Source organism: Streptomyces sp. NPDC050211 (genome assembly GCF_040656035.1).
In the GTDB taxonomy this organism is placed as follows: domain Bacteria; phylum Actinomycetota; class Actinomycetes; order Streptomycetales; family Streptomycetaceae; genus Streptomyces.
This window is the reverse complement of record NZ_JBFALC010000060.1, coordinates 1-16,713: the sequence shown is the minus strand read 5'-3', so window position 1 is coordinate 16,713 and position 16,713 is coordinate 1. Positions and strand designations below refer to the sequence as shown.

Here is a 16,713-nt window from a genome sequence, read left to right as displayed (position 1 = left end):
GGGACCGTCTCTCCCGGTCCCTCCCGAAAATACCCCCGGGGGTACTCGTGCTAGTCTCCGACGCATACCCTCGGGGGTAATTTTCGTCCTCGGGAATCGCGACCGGAAGTTCGACTGGGAACTTCGACCGTGAAGTTCGACTGGGAAGGGAGTGCTCGCGTGTTCTTCGTCGACACCATCGAGGTGGCAGGACTCGGCAACCGCGGCTATCTGGCGGGCGGCGAACGGACGGCGGTGGCCGTCGACCCGCCGCGCGACGTGGACCGGGTGATCGCGGTGGCGGCCCTGCGCGGCGTCCGGATATCCCACGTCGTCGAGACGCATGTCCACAACGACTACGTCACCGGCGGCCCGGAACTGGCCCGCCTCACCGGTGCCGCCTACCTCGTCCCAGCCGCCGCCCGGATCTCCGTCGGCCACACCCCCGTCCACGACGAGGACGTCATGGTCGTCGCAGCCGAAGACGCCCTGACCCTGCGTGCGCTGGCCACGCCCGGACACACCCCGCACCACACCTCGTACATCCTCGAGGAACACGGAGCCGCCGTCGCGGTGTTCACCGGCGGATCGCTGCTCATCGGCACCGTCGGACGCCCCGACCTGGTCGAACCGCGCCTCACCGCGGACCTGGCCCGCGCCCAGCACGCGTCCGTCCACCGGCTCGCGGCCGAACTCCCGGACGAGACGGAGGTGTTGCCCACCCACGGCTTCGGCAGCTTCTGTGCCTCCGGCACGGCCGACGGCACCGCCACGACGATCGGCAAGGAGAAGGCGGCCAACGCGGCGCTCACGCGCGACGCCGACACCTTCGTCGCCGAACTGCTGGCCGGTCTCGACGACGTCCCCGCCTACTACGCGCACATGGGCCCCGCCAACGCCGCCGGCCCCGCACCCGTCGACCTCACCCCGCCCGCCGTGGCCGGCGCCGACGAGATCGCCGAGCGCCTGGCCGCGGGGGAGTGGGTGGTCGACCTGCGCAACCGGGTCGCCTTCGCCGCCGGGCATGTCGCGGGCTCCCTCAACTTCGAGGCCGAAGGACAGCTCGCCACCTATCTGGCCTGGCTGATCCCGTGGGGCAAGCCGGTGACCCTCCTCGCTGAGTCCCCCGCCCAACTGGCCGCCGCACAGCGCGAGTTGGTCCGCGTCGGCGTGGACCGCCCGGCCGCCGCGGCGACCGGCGATCCGTTGGGCTGGGTGCGCCCGGGGGAAACCCCGGCTACGTTCCCGCGCGCCACCTTCGCCGACCTCGCCACACAGCGCCGGACGCGGGACATGGCCGTACTGGACGTCCGCCGGTCCTCCGAACGCGCCGCGGGCTTCGTCGAGGGCTCGCTCCACATCCCCCTGCACACCCTGCATCGGCGGCTCGCTGAGGTTCCGGCGGGCCAGGTGTGGGTGCACTGCGCGGGCGGTATGCGTGCCGCCATCGCCGCCTCCCTGCTGGACGCGGCGGGCCGTGATGTCGTCGCGGTGGACGACACGTTCGCCGCCGCCGAGCAGGCCGGACTCACGGTCCGCGGGTGTCCGGGCAGCGAGCAGCGCCGATGAGCCGATCCCGGTACGGCCCCGGCCGGATCACCGCCGCCGAGGCCGCCCAGCGCACGCACCCCGCTGTCACCGCGACGTCCGTGCTGCTCGACGTACGGGAAACGGACGAATGGCAGGCGGGCCACGCTCCCTGGGCGATCCACCTGCCCCTTTCCACGCTGAGTTCAGAGGTACGACTTCCTCCCGAGGCCCGGGACAGGCGCCTGGTCGTCATCTGCCGCTCGGGCAACCGCTCCCGGCAGGCCGCCGAGCTGCTCACCGCACAGGGCGCCGACGCCGTCGACGTGATCGGCGGCATGCGGGACTGGGCGACAGCCGGCCTGCCCGTGATCGACCAGCACGGTGAGGAAGGCGCCGTCGCGTGAGTGCCCTGATCCTCGCCCTGTGCGCCGGGGCCGTGACCGGTCTGGCGCTCGGGGCGCTCGGAGGCGGCGGCAGCGTACTGACCGTCCCCGCCCTGATCTACCTGCTCCACTTCACCCCGGCCGCGGCCACCACCGCGAGCCTGGCCATCGTCGCCGTCACCTCCGCCACCGCTCTGACCGCGTACGCCCGCGACGGCCACGTCCACTGGCGCACGGGGCTGCTGTTCGCTGCGGCGGGCAGCGGACCGGCGATGCTGGGCGGAGCGGTGGCGGGGCGACTGCCGGAAGCTGTGCTGACGGCCGCCTTCGGCGTGCTCGCGTCCGTGGCGGCGGTACGGATGCTGCGGGGGCCCGGGCCGACGGATGCCGGACAGGCCGTCCAGCTGGAGCGGCCGACACATGCCGGACCGTCGTTCCGACCCGTCGAGCGGACCGACACCCGGCAGCCCGTCAGCTCCGGTCGTGCGACCGCCGCGGGTGCCGGGCTCGGTGCGGTCACCGGGGTGCTCGGAGTCGGCGGCGGCTTTCTCGCCGTACCCGCGCTGACCGGTCTTCTCGGGCTGCGGATGCGCGCGGCGGTGGGCACCAGCCTCCTGGTGATCACGGTCAACTCGCTGGCCGCGCTGGTCTGGCGGGCCGGCTCGGTGGACGCCCTGGACTGGGCCGCCGTAGGACCCTTCGCCGGGGCCGCCGTCCTGGGTGCCTGGGACGGCCGGCGGCTGGCCGCGAAGGCCTCCGCCCGCGCTCTCCACAGAACGTTCGCCCTGGCGCTGCTGGCCGTGGCAGCCTTCATGCTGATCGATTCCGTATTCTGAGACCACGCTTCCGTGTGGTGAGACCCCTGCTCATCAGATCGACCCACCGAAAGGTTCACGCATGACCGCCCCCTCCGCGCCCGTCACCCTCGACACCGACGAGGCGCACGCCCGGTTGCACGAGCTGACCGTCATCGACGTACGGACCCCCGGTGAGTACGCCGCGGGCCATCTGCCCGGCGCGCTCAACATCCCTCTGGACCACATCCGGCGCACACTGCCCGACCTCCGGAACGCCGCGGAACGGTTCGACCTCCTGCTCGTCTGCGCCTCCGGCGCGCGCTCCGAGAACGCCCGTGCCGTCCTGGCCGAACAGGGCATCTCCGCCGCCTCCCTGGCGGGCGGCACCGACGCCTGGGCCGCCGCGGGCCACGACGTGGACCGGCCCGCGACCAGCGCCCCCCGTGCGACCTGGAGCATGGAACGCCAGGTCCGCCTGACCGCAGGCACCATCGTCCTGCTCGGCCTGCTGCTCGCCCTGCTGGTGCATCCGGCCTTCCAGCTCCTGTCGGCAGGCATCGCCGGAGGCCTGGTCTTCTCCGCGCTCACCAACACCTGCGGAATGGCCGTGATCCTGTCCAAGCTGCCCCACAACCGTCCCCGTGAGACGGACCTCGCCACCACGATCGCGGCACTGCGCGACAGGTGATCGGGTGGTAGATCGAGTTGGAGATCGAGTGGTAGTCCGCCGCGCTGCGGCGTACGGTCGAATGGTGGCCGGAACCGGCCACTGATCCGCCGCACGGCGCACTGTCATGACCAGCCCGCAGCCCGCACCCCAAGCACGGACCACCACTCAGCAGGAGAAAGAGGGCGGTGGCCGGGGCAGCGCGATGGCGCTTCTGGTCATCGCCTCCTGCCAGTTGATGGTGGTCCTCGACATCACCATCGTGAACATCGCCCTGCCGGAGATCCAGCGGGACCTCGACTTCTCCACGGCGAGCCTGTCCTGGGTGGTCAACGCCTACACGCTGACCTTCGGCGGACTGCTGCTGCTCGGCGGGCGGGCCGGTGACATCCTCGGCAGACGGCGCGTGTTCATCTTCGGCGTGCTGCTCTTCGTCTTCGCCTCACTGCTGGGCGGACTGTCGCAGAACGCCGGCCAACTCCTCGCCGCCCGCGCCCTCCAGGGCGTCGGTGGCGCCATCGCGTCCCCGACCTCGCTGGCCCTGATCAGCACGACGTTCCGCGAAGGCCCGGAACGCAACCGGGCGTTCGGTGTCTTCGCCGCGGTTTCCGCGGGCGGCGGCGCGATCGGGCTGCTGGCCGGCGGGATGCTGGTGGAGTGGCTCAACTGGCGCTGGGTGCTGTTCGTCAACGTGCCGATCGGACTGCTGATCGTGCTCGCCACCCCGCGCTGGATCCGCGAGTCCGAGCGTCACCCGGGCCACTTCGACCTGACCGGTGCGCTCACTTCGACCGTCGGCATGGTGCTGCTGGTGTACGGGTTCATCCGGGCCGCACAGGACGGCTGGCGGGACGCGCTCACCCTGGCCTCGTTCGGCGCGGCCGTGGTGATCCTGCTGCTGTTCATCCTTGTCGAACGCCGCTCCAGGCAGCCCATCACGCCCCTGCACATGTTCGCCGACCGCAACCGGGCCGGCACCTACGGCATGATGCTGAGCCTCGCCGCCGCGATCTTCGGCATGTTCTTCTTCCTGACGCTCTTCGTGCAGAACGTGCTGGACTTCAGCCCGCTCATGACCGGCCTGGCCTTCCTGCCGGTGAGCGCGGTCATCGCCGTCGGCGCGGGTCTCGCCTCCCAACTCCTGCCGAAATACGGGCCTAAGCCGTTCATGGTGACGGGCGCGATCCTGGCCGCCGCGGGCCTGGCCTGGCTGACGCTCACCGACGTCCACTCCACCTACGCGGGCAGCATCCTGGGCCCGATCCTCGTCTTCAGCCTCGGCATGGGCATGGAGTTCGTGTCCCTGACCCTGATGGCCCTGTCCAACGTGCCCGTCCACGAGACCGGCGCCGCCTCCGGCCTCCTCAACGCGACCCAGCAGGTCGGTGGCTCCCTCGGACTGTCCATCCTGGTCACCATGTTCGGCACGGCCAGCAACAACGAGGCCGACAAACAGATCCCGGCCTTCCTGTCCCAGGCGACCCCCGCCGAACGGCTGCGCTTCGAACGCACTGGCCAGCTGCCCTCCCCCTGGGCCGACGAGATCCTCGCCTCCGGTGTCTCCGCCGCCTTCATCGTGGCCGCGATCTTCACCGGTATCGCCGCGGTGATCGCCCTGTTGGTCATCCAGGTCCGCCCCTCCGACCTGGAACGCCTCAAGGGCGGGGTGGGCCCGGTCCCCTGAGCCACGCCGTCGCGGCTTGCGGCCGACGGAACCGGCACGGCAGGGTTCGCTCTGTGGCCACTTTGCTGATCGTGCATCACACACCGTCGCCGAACTGCCAGGCGCTGTTCGAAGCCGTCGTCTCCGGAGCGACGGCGCCGGAGATCGAGGACGTCCGGGTCGTACGGCGGGCGGCGCTGTCCGCGACGGTGTCCGACGTGCTCGGCGCGGACGGATACCTGCTCGGCACTCCCGCGAACCTCGGCTACATGTCCGGCGCGCTGAAGCACTTCTTCGACCAGGTGTACTACCCCTGCCTGGACGAGACCCGAGGCAGGCCGTTCGGCTATTACGTGCACGGCGGCAGCGACGTCACCGGAGCCGTCCGCGGCATCGAGTCGGTCACGACGGGCCTGGGCTGGCGGCGTGCGGCGGAGACGGTGACCGTGACCGGCACGCCGGACAAGGCCGACATCGACGCGTGCTGGGAACTCGGCGCGACCCTCGCCGCCGGACTGATGAGCTGAAGGGGCGTGGCGCGCAGACCGTCCGGTCCACGCGCCACGCCGGACCGTCAGACGACGTGGTGGACGCGCTGACTGGTCAGCTGGTAGCGGGCGCCCACGATGTCCAGTTGACCGGCGTCGACCTTCGCGGCGAGATCGGGTTCCGCGGCGAGCCGTGCGCGGACGAGCCGTACGTTGGCGTCGATCGTCGCGTCGATGCGGGCGTCGCCCTCCACGGTGTGATCGATGGCCGGGTCTATCTGGTCGGCCAGGTACTGGATATGGGTGGGCAGCCGCTTCCCGGACTCGTCGGCCTCTACGGCGGCCTTCACGGCACCGCACGACTGGTGCCCGAGCACCATCACGAGCGGAATGCCGAGTTCGAGTACCCCGTACGCGATGCTGCCGAGCACTGCCTCGTCCAGCACCTCACCGGCCGTCCGTACGGTCATCAGGTCGCCCAGACCCTGGTCGAAGACCAGCTCCGGCGGCACGCGGGAGTCGATGCAGCCGAGCACGACCGCGAAGGGATGCTGACCCGACGTCAGCGCCTGCCGCACGTCGGGCGTCTCGTCCGGGTGGCGTTCACGGAAGGTGCGCCAGCGCAGATTGCCCGCGGCGAGTTCACGCCGGGCCTGTCCGGGGGTGCTGGGCCGGGTTCGCGTGACCGGGGCGGGGGTGGCCGCGGACGCGTTGGATGCGCCGGTGGCCGCGGCACCGAGGACCGCGGCTCCGGTCAGCCCGGCGCGCAGGAGTGTGCGTCGGGCGGGCGTCGTGGCGGTCGGCTTGAGGCCGGCCGCTCTGTGGGGAGTGTTCACGTCCCTGAACGTATGTGCGGATCGGAGGCTGAACCCCCGCCTTGCCGAATCATGGCCGGCCGTGACGCAATCATGGGCAAGATCGGACCCGTGTTTGGTGCTGGTGAGGGCTGCTCTTGGCAGAACCGCGGGGCGAGCCGGTCGCCCGGCTCGCCCCGCATCCCGTACGGCCCGATCGGCCGGCGTCAGCAGTCCGGGACGCCCTCGATCTTCTCGCCGCCCTGCAGGTACAGGTTGTTGACCCAGGCGATGTCGCTGCCGGCGAACTCCTGGACCGCGGTCCACCAGCTGTTCGTGCCGACGGCGGGGTCGGTCACGGTCTGGCCCTGCTTCTGGCACACGGCGTCCAGCCAGTGCTGCGAGCGGACCGCGAGCACGTTGGACGAGGTGTTCGTGTCCTCGCGGAGCTGGACGTCGGTCGCCCAGATGTAGACGTCGGTGAGGGCCGGGTCGCCGTCGGCCGGGGCGGCCTGGGCCGTGGCGGCGAGGGCGCCGGTGGTGAGCGTGGCCACGGCGAGCGCGGTGGCGGTACGGCGGATGACCTTGTTCATGTGAATCTCCCCCGGAGATGGTGAGTGTGGTGATCGGTGTGGGGCAGCGGTCAGCCGCCTGCCCAGACGCATTCCGTGGGCACCCCGTCGATCCAGTTGGTGGCGTTGTCGATGTAGTAGCTGGGCATCACCCCGTACTTGGTCCAGCCGGGCACCTCGACGACCACCCAGTACGGGTTCCCGCCGATCGTCTGACCCGAGAACTGGCAGCGCACGAAGACCTCGGTCGGTGCGCTCACCTGCCCCAGAACCGACGGGCAGTTGGTCGTGGACGGGTGGTCCCAGCAGGCGTCGGGATAGACCTCGCGAATGTTGACGTCGGTCGCCCAGACGCCGTACATGCCGGGTCCGTGTCCGTCGGCGGCGGCCGTCGGGGCCGTGGCACCGACCAGGGCGAGGGCCCCGGCGGTGGCGAGCAGTCCGATTCTCCTGCGCATGGCGTACGTTCCCCTTCTCGGGCAGGTCAGCAGGTCGCGGAGGCGGGCAGGTCGCCGTACTCGTTGCCCTTGAGGTAGACGGCACTCACATAGCCCTCCACGAGCTGCACCCAGACGTCGTTGGTGATGCCGTGGTCGCTGACGGTCTCGCCGCGCGTCCAGCAGTAGGCGCCGCGCGGCTGGCCTGCCGCGACGCTGCCGACCTTGGCGGTCGAACTGTCCGGTCCCTGGCGGACGTTGACGTTCTCGTACGGGACGACGGCGTACGGCGCCGCCAGGACACGGGCGTCGTCTCGGCCCGCGTCGGACGCGGCGGAGGCAGCCGTGGCGGTGAGCGGGCCGAGCAGGGCGAGTGCTCCGGCGCCGACGAGTGCGGCCCTGGTGAAGGTGCGCGTGGCCATGGTGCGTGTTCCCCCTGTGCTGAGGTGGTGCTCTTCGGTGAGGTGGTGCTCTTCAGCGCGGTGTGTACGCGCTCGTGCCGTACGGATGGCTCAGTGCCAGCCCGTCTCGGCCAGGACATGGCCGTCGCAGGTGAGCAGCGCGTGCGAGACCCGGCCGTCGAGGTTGTTGCCGATCTTTGTGTAGGCGTAGTCGATGCCCGCGTCGACGGTCTCGGAGACCCAGCCGTCGGGGCGCGCGGCTCCGGAGTTCGAACGCTCCAGCACGGCGGCGCAGTTGTCCCGGGAGTTCTCGATCCGGGCGAAGGAGCCGCAGCTGTCGGAGTAGAAGTACTTCAGCGCCATGCCCTCGGCGTGCTGGGTGGCGCCGACCTGCCGGAACGTGCCCGAGCAGCCGGAGACGGTGGGGTACTGGCCCTCGTGGGCGAACGCCCCGTAGTTGCCGCCCGAGTGCGGTGCGGCCTGAGCGGTGAACGGCGTGGTCAGTGCCAGCACGGCGGCGGCACCTCCGGACATGAGCAGGGTCGTGAGCGAACGGCGGCGCATGAGCCCTCTTTCGTGGGTCGCGTTGTTCATGGCGTTACGGCGGACGGTGACCGGCTGCGTGGCTGGTCATCGCCCTTGTTCGCGACCTTAGGGTCCGTCAGCACATGTGCGGCACCTGAGAATTGTCAGGACGGAGAAGGCTCCGCCGGGCAGCCCGGCGGAGCCTTGTGTCGTCGTACGGATCAGGTCGTACGGATCAGGCGGTGTGCAGGGTCAGCCCGTAGCGGCCCAGGATCTCGTTCACGGGCTGGAACCAGGTCTCCCCGCCGCCGGAGCAGTTGCCCCAGCCGCCGGAGGTGACGCCCTGCGCCTGGTCGCCGCTGATGAAGGAGCCGCCGGAGTCGCCCCCTTCGGCGCAGACGCTGGTCTTGGTCATCTGGTGCACCGCGCCCTGGCTGTAGTTGACGGTCTCGTTCATGGCCAGCACCCGGCCGCAGTGCCAGTGCGTGGTCGAGCCGGAGCGGCAGATGGAGCTGCCGACGGGCGCCACGGCCGAGCCGCGCACCAACTGGTCCGGGACCGTGCCCCAGCCGAGGACCACCGGCACGGTCCACCAGCCGCTGCCGACGTTGACCCAGGCGTAGTCGTTGTCCGGGAACGAGGAGCCCTGGAAATTGCCGATGTACGAGCCGTCCCAGCCGCGCACCCCGGCGCCGGCCCCACCGCAGTGCCCGGCGGTGACGAAACCGCCGTGGACGGAGAAGCCGATGGAGCAGCGGACGTTGCCGGTGTAGTAGGGGTCGCCGCCGACGGTGCCGGCCGCGAAGGTCTCCGGTGCGTCCCGGACGGTCCGCACGGTGACCGGTCCGGTCTTGCGGGCCTGGGAGACGAACCGCTGGACATCGTTGTCGGTGCGCTCGTCGTCGACCACGTTCACCACGACGGTGTTGGCGGCCGGATCGACATGCCAGCTGCTCACGCCCGAGGGCGCGGACAGCCGGTCGATACGTGCCTTCGCCGCGTCGAGCTGTCGCGCGCTGTGCTCGACGGTTTGGACGGTGGCGCCGGCCGCCTCGACGGCCCGTACGGTCGTGGGGGAGGCGTCCGGGGTGACGGCGACGGTCAGCCGTCCGCTCTCGGCGTCGAACCATGAACCGCCGTACGCGGCTCCGGCGGCCCGGCGTGCCGTGGGCGCCAGCTCCGTGGCGGTCCGCTCGGCCTTCAGCCGCGCTTCGGCCTGGTCCTTCGACAGTCCGAGGTCCCGCTGCATCGCCTGCAGCAGGCCGGTGGAGAGGGTTGGTGTGTCGGGGGAGTCGCTCGCGGAGGCCGGCAGTGTTCCGGCGGCGGCCCAGCTGCCCAGCATCAGGAGGGCGGCCAGGCCGGCGTGCATGAGTCTGGTGCGTCTCATGGATGTTGCCCTTCGTCGTTCCAACGAGGTGGGGGTGGAACAACCGCAAACTGAGAGCGCTCTCACCGGGGTTGAGCCGAGCTTAGCCACGCGGACCTATCAGGTCCATGCCAATGCCGTTGATTGTTGGGCGGGTCTGCGCCCGAGGGTGCCCCTGGTTTGCGGAACCGGCAAAGAAGCTTTGCGGCGGATGCCGTAGCGGCGCAGGCTGCACTTCTGGATCGCTCACCACCTCAGGGAGACACCATGACCGACATCCCCGTCACGGAGCCCGCCGCGTTCTGGGAGGCCCGCTACCGCGACAGCACCCGAGTCTGGAGCGGGCGCCCGAACGACCTGCTCGTCCGCGAGGCGGCCGACCTCTGCCCGGGCACCGCCCTCGACCTGGGGTGCGGTGAGGGCGCCGACGCGGTCTGGCTGGCATCGCGCGGCTGGCGCGTCACCGGCGTCGACATCTCCGCCACCGCCCTCGAACGCGCCGCCGAGCACGCCGTCGAGGCCGGTGTCGGCGACCGGGTCGCCTGGGAACGCCACGAACTGGGCGAGACCTTTCCGCAGGGACGCTTCGACCTGGTGAGCGCGCACTATCTGCAGTCCCCCGTAGGGATCGATCAGGAGGGGGTGCTGCGGCAGGCCGTCGAAGCGGTCGCCGCCGACGGCACCCTGCTGCTCGTGCTGCACGCCGGCTGGCCGTCGTGGCAGACCGAAGCGCCCTTCGACGTGGAGTTCCCCACGCTCGACGGCGTGCTCGCCCAACTCGCCCTGCCCGATGGGAGTTGGAGCATCGAGACCATGGAGACAGTCCGTCGGCCGAGCATCTCGCCCGACGGCATCGAGGGCCACCGGGACGACAACGTGTGGCGCATCCGGCGCACCGGCCCCTGACCGGATCAGCCTGCCTAGGGCTCCCGCTCGCAGTGCACGAACAGATGCGGCTCGGGCGGGGCATCGGGGAGCGCGGGCGCGAACATCACGGTCTCCTGGGACAGCACCGCCAGGCCCGCGGCGGTGAGCAGGGCGGTGAAGTCCTCGGCGGAGAAGCTGGTCGCGCGCACGGACTGCCCCATGAAGACGGTCTCGAAGTCCTCGACGTCGGCCGGCACCGTGGCGAGCGCCATCTGCCCGGCGGGCTTGAGTGAACGCGCCAAGCGCCGTACGAGGTCGGACTGTTCCCGGCGGGACATCTGCAACAGCGAGAAGTACACGCAGACCGCGTCGAACTCGCCCTCGTCGAGGGGGACTTCGCGGATGTCGGCGCAGCGGAACGTGGCCTCGGGCACCTGCCGGGTGGCGAGGTCCACCATGACGGGGGAGACGTCGACACCGAGGACGTCATGTCCCGCCGCGGCGAGCGTCTCGGCGGTGGGCCGCCCCGTGCCGCTGCCCACGTCCAGCACCCGGCTGCCGGGGGCGAGACGGCCGAGCAGCCGTTCCAGCGAGGCCCGATGCGCCTCGGACCGCGCGAAGGCCTTCTCGTACGTGGCCCCCAACGCGTCGAACACCACCGCGGCCGGCGGACGCTGGTCCTCTGCGGTCACTTTGCCCCCTTCGCTACGCGCGTGCCCGGGCATCGTCGCAACAGGGCCGGACGGCGCACAACCCGCAGTCGGCGCACACGGTTTCAGCGGGGCTCGATGGAGTAGCGGACGCCGGTGAGGAGTTCGGACCGCTCCCACAAGCGGGCGGCGAGCGTGCCGTCGCGTGACGTACGGCTCGGACCGACCGTCGTCGGATGCCCGTGGCGCTGCAGGAACCCGTCCGGCCCGATGCAGGTGCCGCCCACGATCCCGGGAGCCGTCGCCGCGTAGAGGATCGGCAGCGCGCCCATCGGGGGGCTCTGCGCGGGCCCGCCGGCGAGGATCTTTCCCTGGAACGATGTGTCGCGGCGCTGCCCCTCGGTGGCGGCGATGCCGGGGTGGGCCGCCACCGAGATGGTTCGCCGGCCCGCCGCGGTGAGGCGGCGCTGGAGTTCGTGGGCGAACAGCACGTTGGCGAGCTTGGACTGCGCATAGGCAAGCCACCGCTGGTAGCGGCGGCGTTCCCAGTTCAGGTCGTCGCTGATCCGGCCGAGCACGTGCAGGCCGCTGTACACGGTGACGACACGGTCACGTACGCGGTTGATCAGCAGGCCGGTGAGGGCGTACGGCCCGAGGTGGTTGGTGCCGATGTGCCGCTCGAAACCGTCCGCCGTGGTGCCCTGCGGCACCGCCATGACGCCCGCGTTGTTGATCAGCATGTCGACCTCGCCGTCAAGACCGTCGGCGAACGCCCGCACCGACGACAGATCGGCCAGATCGAGGCGGCGCACCTCCGTGTCCCCGCCGATCGGCTCCGCCACCGCCCGCGCCCGGTCCGGGTCCCGGCACGCCATGACCACATGAGCGCCGGCCCCGGCCAGTGCCCGGGTGACCTCCGCGCCGAGCCCGCTGTTCGCGCCGGTGACAACCACCGTGCGCCCGTGCTGGTCGGGTACGTCCGCCGCCGTCCACTTGGTCATGTGGCCTCACTCCCGCCGTGCCCCGGCAGGACGATTCTCGCGGCTCACGGCACCGGGAGCCAGCCGTCGTCACCGGCCCGCAGGTGCGGGTGCATGGGCGCACCCGCACCGGTTCAACGGAGCTTCCCGAGGCGGGCGTCCTGCCACAGGTCGACGCCGCCGTCACCGGCGTACTTGTCGATCTCGGCCAGCTCCTCGGCGCTGAAGTCGGGGTTCTCCAGCGCGGCGACGTTCTGCTCCAGCTGCTCGGTCCGTGAGGCGCCGATGACGAGGGAGGTGAGGCGTTCGTCGCGCAGCGCCCACGCGAGGGCCATCTGGGCCAGGGTCTGCCCACGTCGGTCGGCGATGTCGTTCAGCGCCCGCAGCCTGTGCAGCATCTCCTCGGACAGCCACGTGGTGTCGAACGACGTGCCCTGTGCGGCCCGCGAGTCCTCGGGAATGCCGTCCAAGTAGCGCCCGGTCAGCAGCCCTTGGGCGAGCGCCGTGAACCCGATGACCCCGAAGCCCTCCTCCTGCGCGGCGTCGAGCAACCCGTCGGTCTCGATCCAGCGGTTGAGCATGCTGTACGACGGCTGATGGATGAGCAGCGGGGTGCCCAGCTCCCGGAGGATGGCGGCCGCCTGCCGGGTGCGCTCGGCGTCGTACGAGGAGATACCGACGTAGAGCGCCTTGCCCTGGCGCACCGCGGTGTCCAGCGCGCCCATCGTCTCCTCGAGCGGGGTGGTCGCATCGAGTCGGTGGGAGTAGAAGATGTCCACGTACTCCAGCCCCGTCCGGCGCAGCGACTGGTCCAGCGAGGCGAGGACGTACTTGCGTGAGCCGCCGCCCTGGCCGTAGGGCCCCGGCCACATGTCCCAGCCGGCCTTGGTGGAGATCACCAGCTCGTCCCGGTACGGGGCGAGGTCCCGCCGCATCAGCCGACCGAAGTTGATCTCCGCGGCCCCGTACGGCGGGCCGTAGTTGTTCGCGAGGTCGTGGTGCGTGATGCCGAGGTCGAAGGCCCGCAGCGCGATCTCGCGCTGGGTTTCGAAGGGGCGGTCGTCGCCGAAGTTGTGCCAGTAGCCCAGGGACAGCACGGGCAGGTCGAGTCCCGAGCGTCCGGTGCGCCGGTAGCGCATGGTGCCGTTGTAGCGCTCGGGATTCGCGATGTGGTTCATCGGGTGGTCTCCGGGTGGTGCGGTGCGGGGTGCCCCGCCGGAACCGCGGGACATGCCCACCCTGCTCCTGCGTGATCGTGAAGTCCAACAGCTCGCCGTCATGCCACTCAGCGGTCGCGTTTCTGAATCGGTTCGGGGGCGCGGGTGCCGCCTGCCGGCCGAGGTGCGCTTCGAACAATCTGAGAAATTTCCAAGAATCTGTGAGGGGTTTGAACACGCGAGGGCTGAGTTCCGTATGGGGCGTGGGGATTCCATGCCGAGCAGATCCACACGCGTAGGAGTACTTCCTTGACTCGCACCTCGCGCAGACGTCCAACGGGCAAGCGGCGCGCGACCTTTGCTGCGGTCGCGCTGATGTTGGGCGGAGGTGGACTGATAGCTGCGAACGTCTACGCGTCGGCGACCGAGGACGGCGCCACGCAGAGCGGGACCGATCAGGTCCTCGCCTCCGGAGCCGCCACGATCGACTGCCCGGACGTGGGCAGCCGGCTGACGACGGTGCCGGACACCGCACGGCCGGACGTCGACCGTGAACTCGCCGTGCTCGATCAGCAGATCACCGACGCCTACCAGCGGCTGAGGGAGGCCCAGGCCGCGCAGCAGGACGGCGGCTCCGTCGACGGCGGGATCATGAACCCGCTGAAGGAGGACCGGACCGCCACGATCGACCGCATCACCCAGGCCATCGACGGCGCCGGCGACCGCCCCGAAGGACTCGACGCGCTCGCGGCCTGCGAACTGCGCGCCCCCGAGGCCCCGTTCGAGAACGGGGACCAGGGCGGCCAGGACCAGGCCGAAGGCGACGAGGGCCAGGAGGCGGGCCAGGGGCAGGACCAGGAGCAGCAGGACGGCCAGGACGGGGGCGACCAGCCGGCCGGCAACGGCCCCGTGGCCGCCGACTACGCGGACATCACCGCCGTCCAGCCCAACGCGCCGAGCCCGGCGAACGCCTCCCGCGGCACCTTCACCACCAGCTGCGGCGTCAACGAGAACGGCCTGTTCAACTCGGACAACGTGATCGTGGCCCCCGGCGTCACCAACGGCGCCCACCACTTCCACGACTACATCGGCAACCAGGCCAACGACGCCTTCGCGAGCGACGACGACCTGGCCGCTGCCGACACCAGCTGCGAGGACCAGGGCGACAAGTCCACGTACTACTGGCCCGTGGTGCGCCTGCAGAACGGCGTCCAGGAGCAGGACGCGAACTCTCCCGGCGGCGGCATTGAGGGCAACGCCGGTGAGATCGTCACGCCCAAGCAGGTCACGCTGAACTTCGTGGGCAGCCCGCAGGGCGACGTCACGGCCATGCCGCGATTCCTGCGCATCATCACCGGCGACGCCAAGGCGTTCGTCAACGGCACCGCCAACGCCAACGCCTCATGGAGCTGCACCGGCTTCGAGGACCGGCAGCTGAAGGACAAGTACCCGCTCTGCCCGCAAGGCAGCGACGTCGTGCGCACCTTCAAGTTCCAGAGCTGCTGGGACGGCTCGAACATCGACAGCGCCAACCACCGCACGCACGTGGCCTTCGCCGCGGCCGACGGCAGCTGCCCGACCGGCTTCAAGGCCATCCCGCAACTGGTGCAGCGCATCGTCTACGACATCGACGCACCGAGCCTCGACGACGGCGGCCGTACGACGCCGCTGTTCGCCGTGGACTCCTTCCCCGAGCAGCTGCACAAGCCGGTCACGGACCACGGCGACTTCATCAATGTCTTCGACGAGGACCTGATGACGGAGATGGTGGACTGCATCAACAGCGGCCGCCAGTGCGGTGCGGGGACCGGTGACGGTGGGGGCGAGGAGCCCGAGCAGCCGTCTCCGCCCGCGGACGAGCCCGAGCAGTCGGCCCCGCCCGCGGACGAGCCGGAGAAGCCGTCGCCGAGCGCCGACGACCCGTCCGGCGGCGACAACGGCGAGGCCACTCCCGGCGACCCGGGTAACGGACAGCAGACCGAGGAGCCCCCGGCCGACACGCCGGCCACCGAGCCGGAGAACGGCGCCGCGAACCCGCCGGCCGAGGCCGACGAGCCCAAGGTCTACGCCTCGCCGTCCCCGGAACAGTCCGACGCCGCCCCCGCACAGGGCAGCGGAGGACAGGACGAGGAGATCGGGGAGGCCGCGACCCAGCAGCCGGTGGCCAACGACGCCGGCTCCGACCAGCAGGCGGCGGGACAGACCGAACCGCAGACCGTCGACGGCTCACTCGCCGAAACCGGCGCGAAGTTGTGGCCGGCCGCGGCCGGGGCGGTCCTCCTGATCGCCGGTCTGCTGTTGTTGAAGCGACGCGGCTCGGCGTGACACCGACCGCTCCTGCGGGCACCTGAACGGCGGCCGGACCTGCGAGACAGGTCCGGCCGCCGTCGTTCCTTCACCGGGAGGGGCCTCGCAGCCCGGCCGGTCACCTCAGGACCGCCTCCCACGTGTCGACGGCGTAGTGGACGGTCATGCCGTGGCGGGCGTACAGCCCGGGAGCCCCGGTGGCGTTGTCGGTGTCCACGCCGAGTCCCACGGTGTCCCGTCCCCGTGCGGCGAAAGCGCCGAACGCGTGCCGCAGCAACAGGCCGCCCAGGCCCCGGGCGCGGGCTTCGCCCAGGACGCCGATGCTCCGGATCCACCCCATGGCCGCGCGGTCGTCACGGGCGATCAGGAACCCGACGTCGCCCAGGTCCTCGGTGCTCACGATCCACACCAGGGACCAGTCGAGGCTCTCGGCGTCGATGTCGTGCAGCCACTGCCGATAGGTACGCGGCTGGAAGTCGAAGTGCTCGGCGAACGTGCCCTGGTACAGGGCGTGCACCCGCACCCGGTCCGCCTCCTCGGCGCACGCCCGCAGACGCACCCCTGGCGGCAGCGGTGGCACACCGTCGCGGGCGGGATCCAGGGGGCGGTGCAGCACGTGATAGCGCCGTACGACGGACCAGCCCCGCGCCCGGATCAGCTCCGTGTCCAGCGTCGGCGAGGTGTTCAGGTGCAGATGCACGACGGCCCTCGCCGCGCCGTTCTCACGGGCCTTGCGCAGGGCCCTGGCCTCCATCGCCTCCAGCATGCGCAGCCCGGCCCGCTGGTGATCGGGGAGCACATAGTGGTCGATGTCGATGCGCTCACCACCCGACTCGTCCCACAACAGGCCGTAGGCCACGGGCCGGTCCCCGTGGAAGGCCAGCCAGGAGTCCTGCTCCAGGTCGGTTTCCGGGTGCTTCAGGTCGGCCTGCACGGTGTGCAGGTCGGTCTCGGGCCGACCGATCTCGATCCGGTCGATCTCATTCAGCAGGTCGGTGATGAGGGCCGCGTCGGTGAGCGCGGCGGGGTGCAGGGGGTAGGCCATGGGGTCAGGGTCCGGGGGAGAGTGAACTGACCGCAACGCATTAACGGCCGCTGAGCAGACGGCCGTACAAGACACGGGCAGCGCCTCGGCCGATCGGCCGAGGCG

The 16,713-nt window shown here is 71.0% G+C and carries 18 protein-coding genes; 8 read left to right on the top strand and 10 right to left on the bottom strand.

Features of this window, described 5'->3' with window-relative positions:
- Positions 1–159: 159 nt before the first annotated feature.
- The 6 genes from AB0I98_RS39035 to AB0I98_RS39010 all read left to right on the top strand — a co-directional run bounded on the left by AB0I98_RS39035 (position 160) and on the right by AB0I98_RS39010 (position 5,546).
- On the top strand, positions 160–1,548 hold the full coding sequence (locus AB0I98_RS39035; RefSeq protein WP_362950176.1) for an MBL fold metallo-hydrolase: 1,389 nt from the start codon (positions 160–162) through the stop codon (positions 1,546–1,548).
- Positions 1,545–1,913 (top strand): rhodanese-like domain-containing protein, encoded by a 369-nt coding sequence (locus tag AB0I98_RS39030; protein WP_362950174.1) that lies wholly within the window; start codon positions 1,545–1,547, stop codon positions 1,911–1,913. Before AB0I98_RS39035 ends, AB0I98_RS39030 begins: the two co-directional genes overlap by 4 nt.
- Complete coding sequence (locus AB0I98_RS39025; RefSeq protein WP_362950172.1) at positions 1,910–2,728, top strand: sulfite exporter TauE/SafE family protein; 819 nt, start codon at positions 1,910–1,912, stop codon at positions 2,726–2,728. The genes AB0I98_RS39030 and AB0I98_RS39025 overlap by 4 nt, the downstream gene beginning before the upstream one ends.
- A gap of 61 nt (positions 2,729–2,789) precedes the next feature.
- Complete coding sequence (locus AB0I98_RS39020; RefSeq protein ID WP_362950170.1) at positions 2,790–3,377, top strand: rhodanese-like domain-containing protein; 588 nt, start codon at positions 2,790–2,792, stop codon at positions 3,375–3,377.
- 184 nt (positions 3,378–3,561) lie between these two features.
- Positions 3,562–5,040 carry an MFS transporter gene (locus AB0I98_RS39015; RefSeq protein ID WP_362950254.1) on the top strand — a complete coding sequence of 493 codons (1,479 nt, stop codon included), beginning with the start codon at positions 3,562–3,564 and terminating at the stop codon, positions 5,038–5,040.
- Between the two features lie 53 nt (positions 5,041–5,093).
- Entirely contained in the window at positions 5,094–5,546 is a 453-nt protein-coding gene (locus tag AB0I98_RS39010; RefSeq protein ID WP_362950168.1) for an NAD(P)H-dependent oxidoreductase, read from the top strand.
- Between the two features lie 47 nt (positions 5,547–5,593).
- Here the strand turns inward: AB0I98_RS39010 and AB0I98_RS39005 are convergent, their stop codons facing one another.
- From AB0I98_RS39005 to AB0I98_RS38980, 6 genes are all read right to left on the bottom strand, one after another.
- A complete protein-coding gene (locus AB0I98_RS39005; protein WP_362950166.1) occupies positions 5,594–6,343 on the bottom strand; it encodes a carbonic anhydrase in 750 nt (249 codons plus the stop codon).
- A 185-nt stretch (positions 6,344–6,528) separates the two neighbouring features.
- Positions 6,529–6,894 carry a peptidase M23 gene (locus AB0I98_RS39000; RefSeq protein WP_362950163.1) on the bottom strand — a complete coding sequence of 122 codons (366 nt, stop codon included), beginning with the start codon at positions 6,892–6,894 and terminating at the stop codon, positions 6,529–6,531.
- A gap of 50 nt (positions 6,895–6,944) precedes the next feature.
- On the bottom strand, positions 6,945–7,331 hold the full coding sequence (locus AB0I98_RS38995; RefSeq protein ID WP_362950161.1) for a hypothetical protein: 387 nt from the start codon (positions 7,329–7,331) through the stop codon (positions 6,945–6,947).
- A gap of 26 nt (positions 7,332–7,357) precedes the next feature.
- On the bottom strand, positions 7,358–7,732 hold the full coding sequence (locus AB0I98_RS38990; RefSeq protein WP_362950160.1) for an SH3 domain-containing protein: 375 nt from the start codon (positions 7,730–7,732) through the stop codon (positions 7,358–7,360).
- Positions 7,733–7,822: 90 nt separating this feature from the next.
- A complete protein-coding gene (locus tag AB0I98_RS38985; RefSeq protein WP_362950159.1) occupies positions 7,823–8,275 on the bottom strand; it encodes a hypothetical protein in 453 nt (150 codons plus the stop codon).
- 196 nt (positions 8,276–8,471) lie between these two features.
- Positions 8,472–9,623, bottom strand: coding sequence for a S1 family peptidase (locus tag AB0I98_RS38980; protein ID WP_362950157.1), 1,152 nt, complete (start codon positions 9,621–9,623; stop codon positions 8,472–8,474).
- Between the two features lie 246 nt (positions 9,624–9,869).
- Here AB0I98_RS38980 and AB0I98_RS38975 point away from each other — a divergent pair, with 246 nt between their 5' ends.
- Positions 9,870–10,508, top strand: a complete 639-nt coding sequence (locus AB0I98_RS38975; protein ID WP_362950155.1) for a class I SAM-dependent methyltransferase — start codon at positions 9,870–9,872, stop codon at positions 10,506–10,508.
- 14 nt (positions 10,509–10,522) lie between these two features.
- Here the strand turns inward: AB0I98_RS38975 and AB0I98_RS38970 are convergent, their stop codons facing one another.
- The 3 genes from AB0I98_RS38970 to mgrA all read right to left on the bottom strand — a co-directional run bounded on the left by AB0I98_RS38970 (position 10,523) and on the right by mgrA (position 13,277).
- Positions 10,523–11,194 (bottom strand): class I SAM-dependent methyltransferase, encoded by a 672-nt coding sequence (locus tag AB0I98_RS38970; RefSeq protein ID WP_362950153.1) that lies wholly within the window; start codon positions 11,192–11,194, stop codon positions 10,523–10,525.
- A 50-nt stretch (positions 11,195–11,244) separates the two neighbouring features.
- Positions 11,245–12,120 (bottom strand): oxidoreductase, encoded by an 876-nt coding sequence (locus AB0I98_RS38965; RefSeq protein WP_362950152.1) that lies wholly within the window; start codon positions 12,118–12,120, stop codon positions 11,245–11,247.
- A 113-nt stretch (positions 12,121–12,233) separates the two neighbouring features.
- Positions 12,234–13,277, bottom strand: coding sequence for an L-glyceraldehyde 3-phosphate reductase (gene mgrA / locus AB0I98_RS38960; protein WP_362950252.1), 1,044 nt, complete (start codon positions 13,275–13,277; stop codon positions 12,234–12,236).
- A gap of 354 nt (positions 13,278–13,631) precedes the next feature.
- Here mgrA and AB0I98_RS38955 point away from each other — a divergent pair, with 354 nt between their 5' ends.
- The gene (locus AB0I98_RS38955; protein WP_362950250.1) at positions 13,632–15,581 is read left to right on the top strand and encodes a DUF1996 domain-containing protein; all 1,950 of its coding nucleotides are present in this window, start codon (positions 13,632–13,634) and stop codon (positions 15,579–15,581) included.
- A 100-nt stretch (positions 15,582–15,681) separates the two neighbouring features.
- Here AB0I98_RS38955 and AB0I98_RS38950 read toward each other — a convergent pair whose 3' ends face one another.
- The gene (locus AB0I98_RS38950; protein WP_362950150.1) at positions 15,682–16,608 is read right to left on the bottom strand and encodes a GNAT family N-acetyltransferase; all 927 of its coding nucleotides are present in this window, start codon (positions 16,606–16,608) and stop codon (positions 15,682–15,684) included.
- Between the last annotated feature and the right edge of the window lie 105 nt (positions 16,609–16,713).

Coding starts and splice junctions, on each gene's coding strand:
- AB0I98_RS38970 (WP_362950153.1), bottom strand. CDS start 11,194: ATGCCCGGGCACGCGCGTAGCGAAGGGGGCAAAGTGACCGCAGAGGAC.
- AB0I98_RS39030 (WP_362950174.1), top strand. CDS start 1,545: ATGAGCCGATCCCGGTACGGCCCCGGCCGGATCACCGCCGCCGAGGCC.
- AB0I98_RS38955 (WP_362950250.1), top strand. CDS start 13,632: ATGTTGGGCGGAGGTGGACTGATAGCTGCGAACGTCTACGCGTCGGCG.
- AB0I98_RS38985 (WP_362950159.1), bottom strand. CDS start 8,275: ATGCGCCGCCGTTCGCTCACGACCCTGCTCATGTCCGGAGGTGCCGCC.
- AB0I98_RS39000 (WP_362950163.1), bottom strand. CDS start 6,894: ATGAACAAGGTCATCCGCCGTACCGCCACCGCGCTCGCCGTGGCCACG.
- AB0I98_RS38975 (WP_362950155.1), top strand. CDS start 9,870: ATGACCGACATCCCCGTCACGGAGCCCGCCGCGTTCTGGGAGGCCCGC.
- AB0I98_RS39015 (WP_362950254.1), top strand. CDS start 3,562: ATGGCGCTTCTGGTCATCGCCTCCTGCCAGTTGATGGTGGTCCTCGAC.
- AB0I98_RS39020 (WP_362950170.1), top strand. CDS start 2,790: ATGACCGCCCCCTCCGCGCCCGTCACCCTCGACACCGACGAGGCGCAC.
- AB0I98_RS38990 (WP_362950160.1), bottom strand. CDS start 7,732: ATGGCCACGCGCACCTTCACCAGGGCCGCACTCGTCGGCGCCGGAGCA.
- mgrA (WP_362950252.1), bottom strand. CDS start 13,277: ATGAACCACATCGCGAATCCCGAGCGCTACAACGGCACCATGCGCTAC.
- AB0I98_RS38995 (WP_362950161.1), bottom strand. CDS start 7,331: ATGCGCAGGAGAATCGGACTGCTCGCCACCGCCGGGGCCCTCGCCCTG.
- AB0I98_RS38950 (WP_362950150.1), bottom strand. CDS start 16,608: ATGGCCTACCCCCTGCACCCCGCCGCGCTCACCGACGCGGCCCTCATC.
- AB0I98_RS38980 (WP_362950157.1), bottom strand. CDS start 9,623: ATGAGACGCACCAGACTCATGCACGCCGGCCTGGCCGCCCTCCTGATG.
- AB0I98_RS38965 (WP_362950152.1), bottom strand. CDS start 12,120: ATGACCAAGTGGACGGCGGCGGACGTACCCGACCAGCACGGGCGCACG.